This is a genomic window from Enterococcus sp. AZ015, assembly GCF_050499225.1.
In the GTDB taxonomy this organism is placed as follows: domain Bacteria; phylum Bacillota; class Bacilli; order Lactobacillales; family Enterococcaceae; genus Enterococcus_D; species Enterococcus_D entomosocium.
In genome coordinates, this window is the sequence record NZ_JBMHEX010000001.1 from 3,011,889 (window position 1) to 3,027,714 (window position 15,826).

The 15,826-nt window shown below is 44.4% G+C and carries 9 protein-coding genes; 2 read left to right on the forward strand and 7 right to left on the reverse strand.

Features of this window, described 5'->3' with window-relative positions:
* Nucleotides 1-243: 243 nt before the first annotated feature.
* A complete protein-coding gene (locus IGK85_RS14060; RefSeq protein ID WP_008379492.1) occupies nucleotides 244-2,166 on the forward strand; it encodes a heavy metal translocating P-type ATPase in 1,923 nt (640 codons plus the stop codon).
* An 81-nt stretch (nucleotides 2,167-2,247) separates the two neighbouring features.
* On the opposite strand, the gene celB is transcribed toward IGK85_RS14060, so the two are convergent.
* From celB to rpsO, 4 genes are all read right to left on the reverse strand, one after another.
* Complete coding sequence (gene celB, locus IGK85_RS14065; protein ID WP_034872146.1) at nucleotides 2,248-3,588, reverse strand: PTS cellobiose transporter subunit IIC; 1,341 nt, start codon at nucleotides 3,586-3,588, stop codon at nucleotides 2,248-2,250.
* Between the two features lie 2 nt (nucleotides 3,589-3,590).
* Entirely contained in the window at nucleotides 3,591-4,991 is a 1,401-nt protein-coding gene (locus IGK85_RS14070; RefSeq protein WP_008379488.1) for a glycoside hydrolase family 1 protein, read from the reverse strand.
* Between the two features lie 210 nt (nucleotides 4,992-5,201).
* Complete coding sequence (pnp, locus tag IGK85_RS14075; RefSeq protein ID WP_008379486.1) at nucleotides 5,202-7,319, reverse strand: polyribonucleotide nucleotidyltransferase; 2,118 nt, start codon at nucleotides 7,317-7,319, stop codon at nucleotides 5,202-5,204.
* Nucleotides 7,320-7,701: 382 nt separating this feature from the next.
* The gene (rpsO, locus tag IGK85_RS14080; RefSeq protein WP_005228072.1) at nucleotides 7,702-7,971 is read right to left on the reverse strand and encodes a 30S ribosomal protein S15; all 270 of its coding nucleotides are present in this window, start codon (nucleotides 7,969-7,971) and stop codon (nucleotides 7,702-7,704) included.
* Nucleotides 7,972-8,187: 216 nt separating this feature from the next.
* Here rpsO and IGK85_RS14085 point away from each other — a divergent pair, with 216 nt between their 5' ends.
* The gene (locus IGK85_RS14085) at nucleotides 8,188-9,048 is read left to right on the forward strand and encodes a MurR/RpiR family transcriptional regulator (protein WP_008379484.1); all 861 of its coding nucleotides are present in this window, start codon (nucleotides 8,188-8,190) and stop codon (nucleotides 9,046-9,048) included.
* Nucleotides 9,049-9,117: 69 nt separating this feature from the next.
* Here IGK85_RS14085 and IGK85_RS14090 read toward each other — a convergent pair whose 3' ends face one another.
* From IGK85_RS14090 to IGK85_RS14100, 3 genes are read right to left on the reverse strand one after another with little or no spacing between them, the layout of a single operon-like run.
* Entirely contained in the window at nucleotides 9,118-10,503 is a 1,386-nt protein-coding gene (locus IGK85_RS14090; protein ID WP_008379483.1) for a glycoside hydrolase family 1 protein, read from the reverse strand.
* Nucleotides 10,500-12,755, reverse strand: coding sequence for a glycoside hydrolase family 3 N-terminal domain-containing protein (locus IGK85_RS14095; protein WP_035006799.1), 2,256 nt, complete (start codon nucleotides 12,753-12,755; stop codon nucleotides 10,500-10,502). The genes IGK85_RS14090 and IGK85_RS14095 overlap by 4 nt, the downstream gene beginning before the upstream one ends.
* A 6-nt stretch (nucleotides 12,756-12,761) precedes the next feature.
* A complete protein-coding gene (locus IGK85_RS14100; RefSeq protein WP_008379479.1) occupies nucleotides 12,762-15,809 on the reverse strand; it encodes an alpha-mannosidase in 3,048 nt (1,015 codons plus the stop codon).
* Nucleotides 15,810-15,826 lie beyond the last annotated feature (17 nt).

Sequence of the window (15,826 nt, forward strand, 5' to 3'; positions counted from 1 at the left end):
TTTTTATTGTACTGCTTTTTTTGTGTTTATTTTTCTATAATAACGGATTCTCCATTTGCAATCCGGACATAAACGTTATTTAATCGCTACTTGATAATCACTTTCATTATCAGGTACGTTGTTTTTTTACCATCTTGTTTTCGAATGTGCTATGCTCAAGTTGAGGGAGGAACAATCGATTATTTCTTGAGAAAAAGGATCGGTTTTTCATTCCTAGACTACATTCAAAAGGAGGCGTTTCTTATGAGTAAATCAGAATCGTCGGCTGTTTTTTCAACGATCGCTTGTTTGCTATTGATGGCAACTGGCTTTCTTATGGCATCTTTTTCCATTCCTTATAGCTTTGTCCCTTATCTGTTAGCGATTCTTGCTGGTGGTTGGAAACAAACCTGGGAAGGCACGCAAGAATTGGTGCACGACAAACGGTTAAACGTCGATCTATTGATGGCATTAGCCGCCATTGGTGCCTGTGTCATTGGCCATTGGTTTGAAGGGGCGATGCTGACCTTTATCTTTTGTTTGAGCGGTGCCCTTGAGGAATATACGACCAACAAAAGTACGCGAGAAATTAGTTCATTAATGGCACTGCAACCAACGACTGCCTTAAAAATGATTGAAAGTGGCGAGCTCGTCGAAGTACCAGTGGAAGCCCTTCAGTTAAAAGATACGATTATGGCGGCAAAAGGCAGTGCGATCCCGATCGACGGTATCGTGATCCAAGGAAACAGCAGCGTTGATGAGGCGTCCATCAATGGCGAATCCATTCCTGTCGAGAAACGTTTAGGCAGTGAAGTCTTTGGCGGAACCATCAACCTCGGGCAGCCATTGTACATTGAAGTTACTCAAACGAGTGAAAACACTCGCTTTGCAAAAATCATTCAATTGGTGGAAGAAGCACAGCAAATGCCAAGTCAAACGGCGACCCTGATTGAAAAAATCGAACGGATCTATGTGCCGATCGTCTTGATCGCCGTTCCGCTAATGATCGTTTTTTGTACGTTTTTCACGAATTGGGGGTTCCAAGAAAGCTTTTATCGCGGCATGGTCTTACTGGTGGTGGCATCTCCTTGTGCCTTAGTCGCCTCTGCTACTCCTGCGACCTTAGCAGCCATTTCTCACGCTGCTCGTTTAGGCGTTTTATGCAAAGGCGGACAAGCCTTGGATGCCTTTGCCAATGTCAAAGCGATCGCTTTTGACAAAACCGGAACGCTGACTCGTGGCAAACCTGCTGTCACTGATGTCCAACTGTTGCTGGATGAACCCTTTATTCCCCAACTGATCGTCGGGATGGAAAAACAATCAAATCACCCATTGGCTGAAGCGATCTTGGCGTATTTTCACGATGAAAAGCCATTGGAATTAGCCGTGGAAGAACAAGCGGGGGTCGGTCTAGCCGCCACTTACCAAGCTGCCCATTGGACGATTGGAAAAGAAGTCGATCTAACCTCTGTTGCTGTCAGTGAACAAACCCGCATCCAAGAATTGAAAGCAGCCGGAAAAACCTTGATTTATATCAATCGTGACCGTGTATTAGCAGGGTATTTAGCACTATTGGATCAGCCCCGTCCTGAAGCTCGTGAGAGTCTTGCCTACTTCAATGAGCAAGGAATTCACACGACGATGCTGACGGGTGATCATTTAGGTACTGCCAAAGTGATTGCCGCAGAAATCGGCTTGTCTGACTACGAAAGTGATTGCCTGCCTGATGAGAAAACCACTCGGATCAAAGAAATGAAAGAAACCTACCAAATCAATGCGATGGTCGGTGATGGGATCAATGATGCTCCAGCCTTAGCGACCGCAAGTGTAGGGATCGCGATGGGCGAAGGAACAGATGTCGCAATGGATGTGGCGGACATCGTCTTGATGAAAAATGATTTGCTGCGTTTGGTCGACAGTCACCGTTTGGCTAAGAAATTACAGCGGATCATCAAACAAAACATCGTCTTTTCTATCAGTGTCATCTTGTTGCTGATCGCTTCAAACTTCCTTGAATTTCTCACGCTACCTCTAGGGGTCGTGGGTCATGAAGGAAGCACGATCTTAGTTATCTTAAACGGATTGCGTATGCTTTTGCCATTACACAAAGAAACACCCCAGCAAGCCAAACCAACCCGCAAAGATTGCGATGATTGTGTCTTGTATCAACAGTCTTTGCATACGTGACCACTATTTGCACTAGCAAAAACGCCCATTGTTGGCACTTCACTAGAAGTCCATCAACGGGCGTTTTGCTGTTTTTTCTACTTATGCTTGATTGGCAAGTTGTTCCGTGTAGAGTTTGCCATCGTACATCTTAAAGAATGGATAATAGCAGAGAATGGAAACCCCTAAGTTGATCAAAGCGATCAGGATGGCTCGGAAATCACCGCCGGTTCCTAAAAACGCCCCTATGCCCACCGGTGAAATCCAGGGAATTCCCGTAATGACTTTATCGACAAAGCCAAACGAGCTAGCAAAGTAAGCAATCGTCACGTTGATCAAAGGTGTTACGATAAAGGGGATGATCAAATACGGATTGTAGACGATCGGTGCCCCGAAGATCACTGGTTCATTGATGTTAAAAAGCCCCGGTAAGATCGCTGCTTTTCCTAAGACTTTGAGCTGTTGTGATTTTGCCACAAACAGCATCAATAAAACCAATCCAAGTGTACTTCCTGCGCCACCCATAAAAATATACATGTTCACAAAATCCCCAGCAAAAATATTATTGGCACCATCGATATTTTCAGTTAGAGCCACCAATAGGATGGGATTGATGAAACTATTTTTTATAACTGCCGTCCCATGAACCCCCACTGCCCATAAGAGATGGATAAGGAGCATAATCACGATGATTCCTAACCACGAACCCGTCAACTCCTTCACGAATTCAAATGGTTTGGATAGCAATCCGTGAAGATCCGTGTGGAAAACCGCCAGTACTCCATTGATCGCCACCATCAAAAAGGCAATCAAAATCGCTGGGATCAATGACGCAAATGCTTTGCTGACTCCATCAGGAACCCCTTCAGGCATCTGGATGGTGATCTTTCTTTTTACACAAAAACGATAGACTGACGTAGCAAGTACTGCAGTGATAATCCCGATGAAGATCCCTACTCCACTGAAGCGAGTGATCCAACCGCCTAAAGCGACCCCATTATAAACAATGGCGGTTTCGCTCTCTGACTGCAGCAATTGTGCCGCACCATCTGTGATATCGACTTGGACGATCGTCATTAAAAAGGCAAACAAACTTAATAACGCCCCTACAAAACTGCTCATAGTCAAATGCTCTTCTTTATGATAGATCTCAGTTAAATAATACCCTGTTGCTAAACAATAAAAAACAGCAATCGAGCCAACAGACATGGTAGTTACGACACTATAAAGCGGTGAAAATCGTAAAATCGTTTGTTCGAAAAAGCCAGCCAGTGGTGGAATGATTTGTGGTAAATTATTGATGATTAAAAAAATCGATCCGACGATCGTAAAAGGAACCGTAATGATCCCAGCTTGCATGATTGCGCGAATAAAGCGTAAATTCGCCAACTTATTCAATGGCGGCATCAAACGCGTTTCTAAAAAGGTAAAAACACTTGTCATCATTACTCCTCCAACGAAGGGATCGCCCCTTCTTCAATCAGCTTTTGATACCAATAAAAGCTGTCTTTTCTCACTCGTTTTTGTTCTTTTTCCTCTGCATCATTGCGATCTACGTAAATAAAACCATACCGTTTTCGAATCCCTTCATGCACACTAATCAAATCAATGGCAGACCACGGGCTATATCCGATCAGATCCACCCCAGCATTGATCGCGGCTAAGCATTGATTGATATGCTGCGACAAATAATCGATACGGTACGGATCATGAACCGCGCCATCTGCTTCTAGATGGTCTTCGGCCCCTAAGCCGTTTTCAGTAATGATGATCGGCAAGTGGTAACGATCATAAAGTGTTTGCAACGTCGTTTTCAGTCCCAAGGGATCGATGGTCCAATTGAAGGCATTTTTCTTCAAGAACGTATTGGTGAACCCTTTGTAAAAACCACGCTCCATAATGTCTTCACTTTGCTGATCACTGATGCCGTTTTTCATGTCCCCAGCTTCCGTCGGCTGCTCCACTGTCACCGTGGTGTAGAAGTTCATTGCGACAAAGTCAGGCAGAGCCCGTTTCATCAACACCTCATCTTCCGGACCAAAGTCAATCGTGAGGCCGTTTTGGTTCAAATAATCTTGAAAGACCGTATTGTAACGACCGAAGCAGGCGAAATCAAGGTACGCCCAGTTCCGGACACTGTTGAAATACAGCGCCGCTTGGTTGTCTTCTGGTCGACTAGTCGCCGCATAGACCAACGAAATATTCGGCACCGGTCCGATTTTGCCATTCGGTACGATTTCATGACACGCTTCGAAAGCATATTTTTCAGCGATCATCAGGTGATGAAATTGCTGGTATTTTTCTGATAATGGAATCTTTTTCCCTAATATTTTTTGATCCACCAACAGCATGATATTTGGTTCATTGATCGTCAGCCAGTGCGTCACTCGATCCCCATAGGCTGTAAACAGCGTTTTGGCGTATGCGGCAAATGCCTCAACGGTGCTGCGTTTTGTCCAGCCGCCTTCGTCTTCCAATGCTTGCGGCAAGTCAAAATGGTTCAACGTTACAAAGGGCTGAATGCCGTGTTTCAGCAATTCATCAATGACATCGCTGTAATGATCCAATCCTTTTTGATTAATAGTACCGCGCCCTTCTGGAAAAATTCGCGACCAAGCGATCGAAAAACGGAAAATTTTGATCCCCATTTCTGCTAACAAGGCGATATCCTCTTTGTACTGGTGGTAATGGTCGACAGCCACAGTAAAATCCGCGATCTTGTGGTTGTCTCTTGGACGAGTATCTTGGACACTCAGTCCCTTGCCATCGGTTTGATACGCTCCTTCGGTTTGGTGAGCGGAAATCGATGCTCCCCATAAAAAATCAGTTGGAAATGTTTGTTTCATATCGTACTCCTTATCCTAAATAAGATGCGTTTAACATCTTAGAATTATTGCTTGCATGGCAAAGACAATATTCTGAATTATCTCTTATTTTTCGCGGTAACGCAAAAAATAACTCCTGTCAAGTAAGACCCTTTTGAAGAGCTGCTACTTAGACACAAAAAAAGCAAAGTCCAGTTTCCTAGACTTTGCTTATGATTTAGAAGTAACAGCTTATTTTTGCTCTGCTTTATCTTCGTTCAATAGTGCTTTTCTTGAAAGGTTCACACGGCCTTGTTTGTCGATTTCTGTGACCTTCACTAAGATTTCGTCGCCTTCTTTGACAACGTCTTCTACTTTGTTGACCCGTTCGTTCGCAAGTTGTGAAATGTGAACTAAGCCGTCTTTGCCTTTGATCAAGTTGACAAACGCACCGAATTTTTCAACACGGACAACTTTCCCAAGGTACACTTCGCCAACTTTTACTTCTTTCGTCAATTCTTCAATAATCTTGATAGCTTTTTGGATCATTTCTGCATCAGCAGAAGCAATCGAAACTTTTCCGTCTTGATCAATATCGATTTTCACGCCAGTTTCATCAATGATGCCATTGATGGTGTCGCCGCCTTTACCGATTACATCTTTGATCTTCGCAGGATCGATTTGGATCATTTCGATCTTCGGTGCATATTGGCTTAACTCTTCACGAGGAGCAGCCAATGTTGATGTCAATTCATTTAAGATTTCCATCCGTGCTTTTTTCGCTTGATCTAATGCTTCTGTCAAGATTTGTTCAGTGATTCCTTGAATCTTGATATCCATTTGTAACGCAGTGATCCCATCTTTGGTTCCAGCAACTTTAAAGTCCATATCGCCAAGGTGATCTTCTAAGCCTTGAATATCAGTTAAGATCGTGTAGTTTTCACCATCAGATACAAGTCCCATTGCGATACCTGCAACTGGTGCTTTGATTGGTACCCCTGCATCCATCAATGCTAAAGTTCCAGCACAAATACTTGCTTGAGAAGAAGAACCATTTGATTCTAATACTTCTGCAACGAGACGGATTGTGTAAGGGAAGTCTGTTTCATCAGGAATCACTTGTGCTAAGGCACGTTCGCCTAATGCACCATGACCGATTTCACGACGCCCTGGTGAGCCGGCACGACCAGTCGAACCAACAGAAAATTGAGGGAAGTTGTAATGGTGGATGAATCGTTTTGATTCTTCAACCCCTAATCCATCAATGATTTGGTGTTCTCCTAAAGGTGCTAACGTACAGGCGGACAATGCTTGGGTTTGTCCCCGAGTAAATAGACCAGAACCATGAACACGTGGCAATAGGCCAACTTCTGATGCCAGTGGACGGATTTCGTCTAATTGACGACCATCCGGACGAATCTTGTCGATAGTAATCAATTCGCGAACCACATCTTTTTCAAGATCTTCCGCGATTTGTTTCACTTCTTTCAAGAATTGTGCTTCCTCTTCATGTCCAGCAAATTTTTCTGCATACACTTCTTTCACTGTGTCTTTGACTTTATCGATCTCGTCTTCACGAGCCAATTTTTCTTCAGTCATAACAGCAGTTTTCATTGTTTGGTAGTAGCCGTCGAAAATTTCTTTTTTCAAGTCAGCATCTACTTGTAACAATTTGACTTCCATTTTTGGTTTGCCCACAGCTGCGACAACTTCTTCTTGGAAGGCAACCAATTCTTGGATAGCATCAAAACCGAATAATAACGCACCTAACATGTCTTCTTCAGAAACTTCTTTCGCGCCTGATTCAACCATGTTGATGGCTTTTTTCGTTCCAGCTACTGTCAATTCGATATCAGTTTGTTCTGCTTGTTCTACTGTTGGATTCAAGACGTACTCGCCATTGACCCGACCAACATCAACACCAGCGATCGGTCCGTCAAACGGGATATCTGAAATAGACAATGCTAAAGAAGAACCTAACATTGCCGCCATTGCTGGCGTACAATCTTGCTCAACACTCATTACGATGTTTGTTACTTGTACTTCGTTACGGAAACCTTCCGCAAACATTGGACGGATCGGACGGTCAATCAAGCGGGCAGTCAAGGTTGCTTCCGTACTTGGACGTCCTTCCCGTTTGATAAAGCCACCAGGTACTTTCCCTACGGCATACATTTTTTCTTCGTAATTGATTGTTAATGGGAAAAAGTCGGTATCTTTTGCTTCCTTAGATGCAACCGCTGCACTTAGGACAACCGTATCGCCATAACGAACCAATACAGCTCCGTTTGCTTGTTTGGCTAATTGGCCAACTTCTACTTCTAATGGGCGGCCGCCCCAAGTTGTTTTGAATACTTGTTTTTCTGTCATGTTCTGCTCCTTTTCATCGGATCCCAGCAAGTCACTACTAAACAAATGAAAAAATCGGAATGTCGTTCCGCTGCTTTCATTTGGTTAGTAGGATGCTGCTTACAAGGACCCAAAATTCTTTTTAGCTGCGCTTTTTGATTCACCAGTCAAAAGGCCGCTCTTTCGGTGTTTCACTTTTTAGATGGCTCGAGATCACCTGTCAGACTGCATCAGCTGTTTTAGCCGACACTGCAGTCGCAGTGATTCCGCTGCTTGGTCACTACGCTCGTTTTCCTCGCCTAGTAGGTTTCATCATCTGCTCTGTGCGGCTTGCGCCGCTCAGTCGCAGTGATTCATAGCAAAAAAGTGAGATTCGGGTTGAACCTCACTTTTCTTTGTTTGATTAACGACGTAATCCTAAAGCTTGGATTAATTCGCGGTAACGTTGTACGTCTTTTTGACGTAGGTAAGCTAATAAGTTACGACGATGTCCAACTTTTTTCATCAACCCACGGTATGAATGGTGGTCTTTTTTGTGCATACGTGCATGTTCGTTCAAATGGTTGATTTCTTCTGTTAAAACAGCGATTTGAACTTCTGGAGAACCAGTATCTCCTTCATGACGTGCAAATTTGTTGATGATTTCGTTTTTGCGTTCTTTTGAAATTGCCATGTTTTTCACCTCTTTTTCTTTTTCCCCTGCGACTGAGTAAAACGTTGGTGATTCGTTAAACCAAGTAACAGGTACTGTGCTTTTCACACGTAATTACTTTACTTGATTCTAAGGAAAAAAGCAAGTTTATCTACCTATTCTTTTCGTTTCTTTTGAAAGCTCCTCCAAAACTTATGTTATACTTAGGATACTACTCTATCTAAAGGAAGTGTAAGGATGAGCGTTCTTTCCCGAATCGAGAGCATGAAAAATGAATTATCGCTTTCTGAGAAGAAACTCTTCGCATTCATGGAGGCCAATCCTGAAAAAGTGCCGTCGATGACTGCGAGTCAATTAGCAGAAGCCACTGGGATCAGTGCACCGACTGTCGTACGCTTTGCGAAAAAAACCGGCTTTGCTAGTTTGACAGATTTAAAAATACAATTATCTGCGGAATCCGGCTTGCGCCAAAATGCCAATGAAAACTTGGGCTATGCCGATGTTGAATTAAATGAGCCCTTTCATGCCATCACATCTAAATTAAGCCACAATGCACAGGTGACTATGAATGAGACGGCCCAATTGTTAGAAGAACAGCTGATGTTGGCTGCCGCTGAACTGATCGCGACTCGTGAGCGAATCTTTGTCTGCGGGATCGGTGCTTCTTCATTGATCGCACAAGATATCCAACAAAAATGGACTCGTTTAGGCAAAATCGTCGTGTTTGAAAATGACTACAATCTCTTGTTGCCGCAACTCGTCAAAAACGAGAAAAAAAGTCTCCTCTGGGTCATTTCCAACAGTGGACACACGCCTGAGATGGTTCACTTAGCAGAAATCGTTAAAAATCTTGGCGTCCCGATTCTGTCACTCACCCGATTTGGCAGTAATCCGTTAACAAAGTTGGCGGATGTTCCCCTGCAAGTGTCCCGTTCCAAAGAAGCCAACCAACGTAGTGCTGCTACGAATTCGATTATCGCCCACCTATTGGCGGTCGATGTCCTTTTCTATGTCTTTTTAAGCAAGAATGAAAAGCTGGCACGCAATATCTATGCCTCACGCCAAGCCATTGCCGATTTTCGTGAGAAGTATTTATAAAATATTCATAGCCAAAGAAGTCCGCAGGAAAGTTTTCCTGCGGTATTTTTTCTTCTAAGGACACTTTGATCAATCAAGGGCATTCTTGGCAGCTACTTCTGCCAACCAAAAACTGGACGCTTTGGGATAACGCTTGAAGCCATTTTTCAAATCCACTCGATAAAACCCATAACGGTTTTTATATGCATTCAACCAGCTCCAGCAATCCATAAAGGTCCACATATGGTAACCGAAACAAGGAGACCCGTCTTCGATTGCATGATGCAGCTGACGCAAATGGTCTTCAACAAAGGCGATCCGATACGTATCATTGACCTGCCCCGTGGCGTCCATGAACCGTTCTTCCTCAGATACCCCCATGCCATTTTCGGAAACAAACCATGGCATGTTTTGATAGTCATTCTTTAGACGCATCGCGATATCGTAAATCCCTTCTGGATAGATTTCCCAGCCGCGATGAGGATTGATTTTTTTCTCTGGCCAATCGTACCCACGAAATAACTGACGTGGCTCAAAGGGACCGGATGCTGCCTTCTGCGGAAGTGGTGCTTGGATCCGCAACGGTTGATAATAATTGCAACCAATAAAATCTACGGTATTTTCGCGAAAAATTTCCTCATCTGTTGCTTCATATTCAGGGGACAATTGATGCTCCTTGAATAAGCTCGTTAGCTTTTCAGGAAATTGTCCATAAACGACACTGTCCAAAAAACTGCGAATATACAAGAGATCTGCCCATTCAGCGGCTTCTCGATCAGCCGCTTCTTGACTTTTTGGATAAACAGGTGACAAATTCAAGATGATACAGATTTCTCCATCAGGAAGTGCGATTTTACGAAACTCGGCAACTGCCTTCGCATGGGCTAACAAGGTATGATAACCTACTTGAATTGCCCGCTTGAAATCACGCGCTTGCGGCCAATGAGCATCTCCGTAATACCCACATTCAATATGCACCAATGGTTCATTAAAGGTCGCCCATTTTTTCACTAAATCGCCAAATTGTTCAAAAGCAGTTTTTGCATAAAATGCAAAATGGTCCACGGATTCCCGCGCCTCCCAGCCTCCTTTTTCCATCAGCCACCAAGGCATGTCAAAATGAAACAAATTAATGATCGGTTCGATGCCTTGATCCAGCATTTCCTGAAAATATGCCCGATAAAACCGGACTGCCGTCTGATTCAATGTTTTTCCATCTGGTAATAAGCGGGTCCATGCAATCGATGTCCGATAGGAATTCAAGTTCATGGCCTTCATGTTTGCTACGTCTTCCCGGTATTGATAGTAGGTATTTGAGGTATCGCTTGGTCCGACACCATCGTAAAAGCGTGACGGCTCCAACTCAAACCATTTGTCCCATGTAGAGGGACTTTTGCCGTCAACCACTGCGGCCCCCTCGGTTTGCGGTGCTGACGCGGCCGCTCCCCATAAAAAGTTTTTTGGAAAGTGAATCATTCTTTTGCTCCTTTCTGAATTACCTGCCACGTGCGGTCAGGGTTGGACCGTTGAAATACAAATCGATACTGCTGACCTGCTGTTTCGACTTCCAGACAAAACGATGTTGTTTCTTCCAAGGAAATTGCCAGCTGCTGCAATGATGCTTCACCGATCACGAGTTGAAAAGTTGCTTGTCCTTGACTAGGCACCCATACTTTTTGAAAGCCGCATAAGACTTTTTTCCTCGGCACATATGCTTTTGTATACTCTTTTAGATAGCATTGGACCACTTCTTTACCAGACACAGTAGAATGATTTTCAAGTGTGCCACTGACGATAATGCCTTCCCCTGCATATTCAGCCGAAACCGAGCTGCAAATAAAAGAGGCATAACTAAGACCATAACCAAAAGAATATACTGGTGCGCCTTTTTGATCGAGGTAGTCTTTTTGAAACGCTGTGTTTCGATAATTATAACAGACAGGCAGTTGTCCAACTGTATCAGGAATAGAAACTGCTAATTTCCCACTAGGTACCGCTTCACCAAAAAGAATCCGAGCAATCGCTTCCCCTCCATATTGGCCGGGATAGCCAGCGTAAAGCACCCCATCGAACAAGTCTTGCAAAGGAGCTAAGCAATGCGGTCGACCGGAAATCACGATCCCAATCAGCGGCTTTTTACTCTTCTTCAACGCAAACAGTAAATCCAACTGGCATTGCGGCAAATCGAGGGTAGCCAAGTCGATATTTTCTCCACTGGTCATTTCCTGAGATCCCCTTAAGGCGGCACCGTTTTTGTCAAAATCCGTTGTGAAATCACGGGCACTGGAGCCGCCGATCGTCACTAAGATGACATCCGCTGTTTCTGCAATCTGACAGGCTTGCCTTCGTTGAGCCAGTGTGCCACTAGAGATTTCGCAGCCTTTCTCGTAGAAGAAGTCAGCTTGATGCGTACTTAAACTGGTCAAACCTTCCCAAAGGGTCGTACATGTTGTTTCTTCCTTGAATGGCGTATAATCCCCCAGCTGATGATAGAGCTGTTTAACGTGAGGACCGATGACGGCAATCTTTTGTCGCGTTTTCTTCAAAGGCAAAATGCCATTGTTCTCTAGTAAAACAATCGATTCTTCCGCCAATTTCAAGGCAACTTGTTGCGCCTTTTCTTTACGGGGCAATGAAACATGGGGCGTTGCTTCTTTAAACAAGCCAAGTTTTTCTTTCAAAAGAAGCACACGGCGGACTGCATCATCGATCGCCGTTTCCGCAATCAGCCCCTCAAGGACAGCTTCTTCTAACACTGGGAAAACTTCATCCCATAAACTAACATCCACACCGCTGGTCAAGGATTTGGCGGCCGCTTGCGGGCGGCTCCCCAGCCAGTCAGCAATCCGATCCAGCCCGCACCCATCGGCCATCACAATTCCCGTAAAGCCACTTTCTTCTCGTAAAACCTCTTGTAACAAATAAGCATTAGCATGGCAAGGAACACCATCTAGATCATTGTATGCAGCCATACACCCCAAGGCCCCAGCAGCAATCCCTGCTTTCATTGGTGGCAGATGGATCTCGCGGAATTCCCGATCACCGATTGCCACTGGCCCTGCATTGTGTCCCCCCATTCCTGCACCTTGGGCAGCAAAGTGCTTCAATACCGCTAAAACGTTCTGCTTTTCTATCGTTGTTTTTGATCCTTGTAATCCTCTGACGGCCGCTTTGGTAAAGCTGCTGGTTAAAAACGGATCTTCACTGAAACATTCTTCAGTTCGCCCCCAACGCGGATCTCTAGCAATGTCCAATGCGGAAACCAAGCCAACATGGGCTCCTTTTGCCCGAATCTCTTGAGCAGTGATAGTTTGGGCCGCTTGATACAGCTCTGGATTCCAACTAGAACCAACACTAAAATTGACCGGAAACGTCGTCGCTTCTAAACCTTGGTGCCCGTGAGGACACTCTTCACTGAGAAGGGCCGGAATCCCCAGCCGAGTGTGCTCCTGCAAATAAGTTTGAATCATAAGGGACAGCTCATAGGACTCCGTGGTCGTCAGGCCTGTTTGCTGATTTCTACCTGACCAAGGATCAGCTCGAAACACGCCGTAAATCCAGCCAAGACTGCCAAAACGAGCTACTTCTTTTTTAAAGGTTTCAGTCAACATAATTTTTCCGTTAGTTTTTTCATAAACTTCCCAACCATACAGACGCTGATTCAGCTGGCCGATTTTTTCTTTCAACGTCATTTGCCGTAAAAGTGTCTCAATCATATGCTTCTCCATTTCTATTTAGTCTTCTAAATAAAGCATGATGGTCTGGATCTCAAAAGGCTGGAAATGGATTGTGATGCTTTGGGCATCCAGCGGCTCGACCGGCAGTTCAGCGACGGTTTCTTCCAAAAGATTCGTTAAAACCGCTTTTTTGATTCTTTTTTGGCAACGCAATTGACAGGCGGTGGTTTGATTGTGATATTCATACAACCGCACGATCAGTGCCTCTTCATCTTCGGCTTTTTTCACCGTATCCAGCAAGACATTCTTTTGATCGACTGCTAGAAAAGCTTCTGCTGATAGTTGTGGCACACTTGGAACGGTTAGAACGGGAACATTCAATGCCAAAGCTTCTTCCATCGTTTGCGCGTCTTGCCAAGTCCCTTCGTGGGCGTACAAGGAGTAGGTAAACTCATGAAAGCCTTGATCCGCTTCTGGATACGGATCGATCGGCGATTTGATCAAAGAAAGCCCGATCTTTTGATAATCCGTATTGAACCCATATTTCGAATCTGTCAAAATACTAACCCCATAATTTCCTTCTGAGAGATCAACCCATTTTTGACCACAGCTCTCAAAACGTGCTTGGTCCCATGTCGTGTTTTGATGCACAGGTCGTTTTACCTGCCCGAATTGAATATCAAACGTTGCTTCCAATGTGTTAACATCAATCGGCATCAATGCCTTTAACAGCAGTTGATGCTGGTGCCAATCAACCGCTGTTTCAAAATCGATTCTTCCCGTGCCATGGTAAAAATGCAGCCATTGCGTAATAAAAGAATCTTCAAACTGACGTTTGATCTTCAAGGTATCGCGAATCTCCCCTTGCTCAACAACCTCAGCTGAGAGAACTTGCTTCACAGGATAAGGCTTCTTCTGGTAATAAATATCAATGTCCCACGCATCATAATCCATTGGCAGATCTTCGTAAGCCACTAACTGATTCAACCGCTCGCCTTTTGGCACGATTTCTCGCTGCTGCCGTTTGTCAAATAAAGAGATGATGTCAAAGTGTTCGTCAAAAATCACTTTAAAATCAACCGTTTCAAACGATTCCTCCAGCCGCATTGCCACTTGCTTTGATTGAGGCACAGCTGAGACAGGGGTCAGTGTTTTGCAGCTCAATCCAGCCATGGCGGGAATTTTGACTAAGAGCCGGTCATCATAGGTCCGCTGAGTCAGGTAAGCTTCTTTGATCCCTGTCTGATCGTCTAAATAGACCAGACCCGTCCGCTCTTGTCCCAGCGGATTAAAGACATGCCATGACGTAGCTTCGGCTGCTTGCACCGCTGGAAACAAAGTTTCGATCAGCTTGCAGCCTTTATCAAAGAGCTGTTGATACTCTTGATCCGTCTGATCATAAACTTCTTTGATCGAGCTTCCCGGCAGAATGTCATGGAATTGATTAAATAGCAGCTGTTTCCAAAGTTGTTCTAATTCAGCTTGCGGATAACGATTGATTGCACAAATACTATAAAGTTTTTCAATCGTCTGTAAGAAAAATTCTCCTTGGCGATTGGCCTTCTTGTTTTTGCCAATCGAAGTCAGTGTTCCACGATGGTATTCAAAGTACAATTCGCCGTACCAGACCGGGCCAGGTTTTTCCTTAAAAGAATCTGCCAGTCGATCAAAAAAGCCCCCCACATGATTGCCAGTAATCGTCGGCATATCTGGCAGTGTCTTTTGCAGCCGTTTCTGGACTTCTAGCATCTCTTTCGTCGGGCCTCCGCCACCGTCACCGTACCCATAGGCAATCAAAATTTCGTCGTGCTGATCTTTTTGCTGATAACGTTCAAAACTCCCCTTAATCGTATACGGATCTAGCAATCCATTATACGTCGTATAATAATCTCTTGGACTGTATCCTTCACTGATGGTGGTAATAAAATGCGTCAAAACGCGGCTGCCATCAATTCCTTGCCAATAGAAGGAATCATAAGGAATTTGATTGAACTGGTTCCATGACAGCTTCGTCGTCATAAAGTAGGGCGTATTTGTTTTGCGTAAAATTTGCGGCAAGGCGGCTGAATAACCAAAGACATCCGGTAGCCATAAGATGCGGCTATCGACTTGAAATTCCTCTTTCATAAACCGTTTGCCATAAAGGATCTGACGAACCAGCGATTCCCCTGAAGTCAAATTGCAATCTGCTTCCACCCACATCGCCCCGTCAACTTCCCATCTTCCTTCTCGAACTTTTTCTTTGATTGCAGCGTAAAGTTCAGGATAATGTGTTTTCATGGAGAGATACAGTTGTGGTTGGCTTTGAAAAAACGTGTAATCTGGATACTCCTCCATCAATTTCAAGACCGTCTGGAAACTGCGCTCACCTTTTTCAATTGCTTGCTGTGCCGTCCAAAGCCACGCCAGATCGATGTGGGTATGGCCGACAGCCGTCACTTTTTGTTTTGGTGTATGCGCTGGTAAGTAACATGACGCAAGCAGCTGCTTTGCTTTTGCGAGACTTTCATAGAATGCCGCTGAGTAGGGCGTACGAAAATCCAAGACATTGGCGACTTGACCAAGGACTTGTTGATAAAATGCTTCGTCACCGCCAAAGGCACGAATGGCACGCCAACTATCAAACAGCGTATAAAAATCAAACCAGAGTTCATTGACGACAGGATCCAATGCCAATAAGTTGATATGCAGTGGGAATGGTTTATCGGAACGGCCCGAGAACAGATCAATCTTCAGTTTGACTGCTTTTTGTTGATATCCTTCAGCCAAAGTGACCTCTCGATGATTGACATCGATAGCTTGGACATAGGTATCGTCCAAATAAATTTTGATTTGGGGATTGGTGGTGTTGTCCCACTCTGAGAGGCTTGAATAGACTTGTAAGACACAAGGATTCCCTACCCAATCATTGGGAACTTGAAAGCTGCCTTTCAGCTGATAATAGGTGTTTTTTTCTCCGAAATAACTCCCTTGCTCATACGGTACCCAATCCTCTTGTTTTAAAAAAAGCGGGTCTATTGGCTGTTGATAGCGTACACGGTACTGTTTTAATTTGTAGAAAATTTTTCGGATGCGTTCAAACTCGTAAGGCTGCATAACTCTCATTTTTCTTTTGACTCCTC

Excerpts from the sequence above, each read along its gene's own strand:
- IGK85_RS14060 (WP_008379492.1), top strand. The coding sequence starts at position 244 with ATGAGTAAATCAGAATCGTCGGCTGTTTTTTCAACGATCGCTTGTTTG.
- celB (WP_034872146.1), bottom strand. The coding sequence starts at position 3,588 with ATGACAAGTGTTTTTACCTTTTTAGAAACGCGTTTGATGCCGCCATTG.
- IGK85_RS14070 (WP_008379488.1), bottom strand. The coding sequence starts at position 4,991 with ATGAAACAAACATTTCCAACTGATTTTTTATGGGGAGCATCGATTTCC.
- pnp (WP_008379486.1), bottom strand. The coding sequence starts at position 7,319 with ATGACAGAAAAACAAGTATTCAAAACAACTTGGGGCGGCCGCCCATTA.
- rpsO (WP_005228072.1), bottom strand. The coding sequence starts at position 7,971 with ATGGCAATTTCAAAAGAACGCAAAAACGAAATCATCAACAAATTTGCA.
- IGK85_RS14085 (WP_008379484.1), top strand. The coding sequence starts at position 8,188 with ATGAGCGTTCTTTCCCGAATCGAGAGCATGAAAAATGAATTATCGCTT.
- IGK85_RS14090 (WP_008379483.1), bottom strand. The coding sequence starts at position 10,503 with ATGATTCACTTTCCAAAAAACTTTTTATGGGGAGCGGCCGCGTCAGCA.
- IGK85_RS14095 (WP_035006799.1), bottom strand. The coding sequence starts at position 12,755 with ATGGAGAAGCATATGATTGAGACACTTTTACGGCAAATGACGTTGAAA.
- IGK85_RS14100 (WP_008379479.1), bottom strand. The coding sequence starts at position 15,809 with ATGAGAGTTATGCAGCCTTACGAGTTTGAACGCATCCGAAAAATTTTC.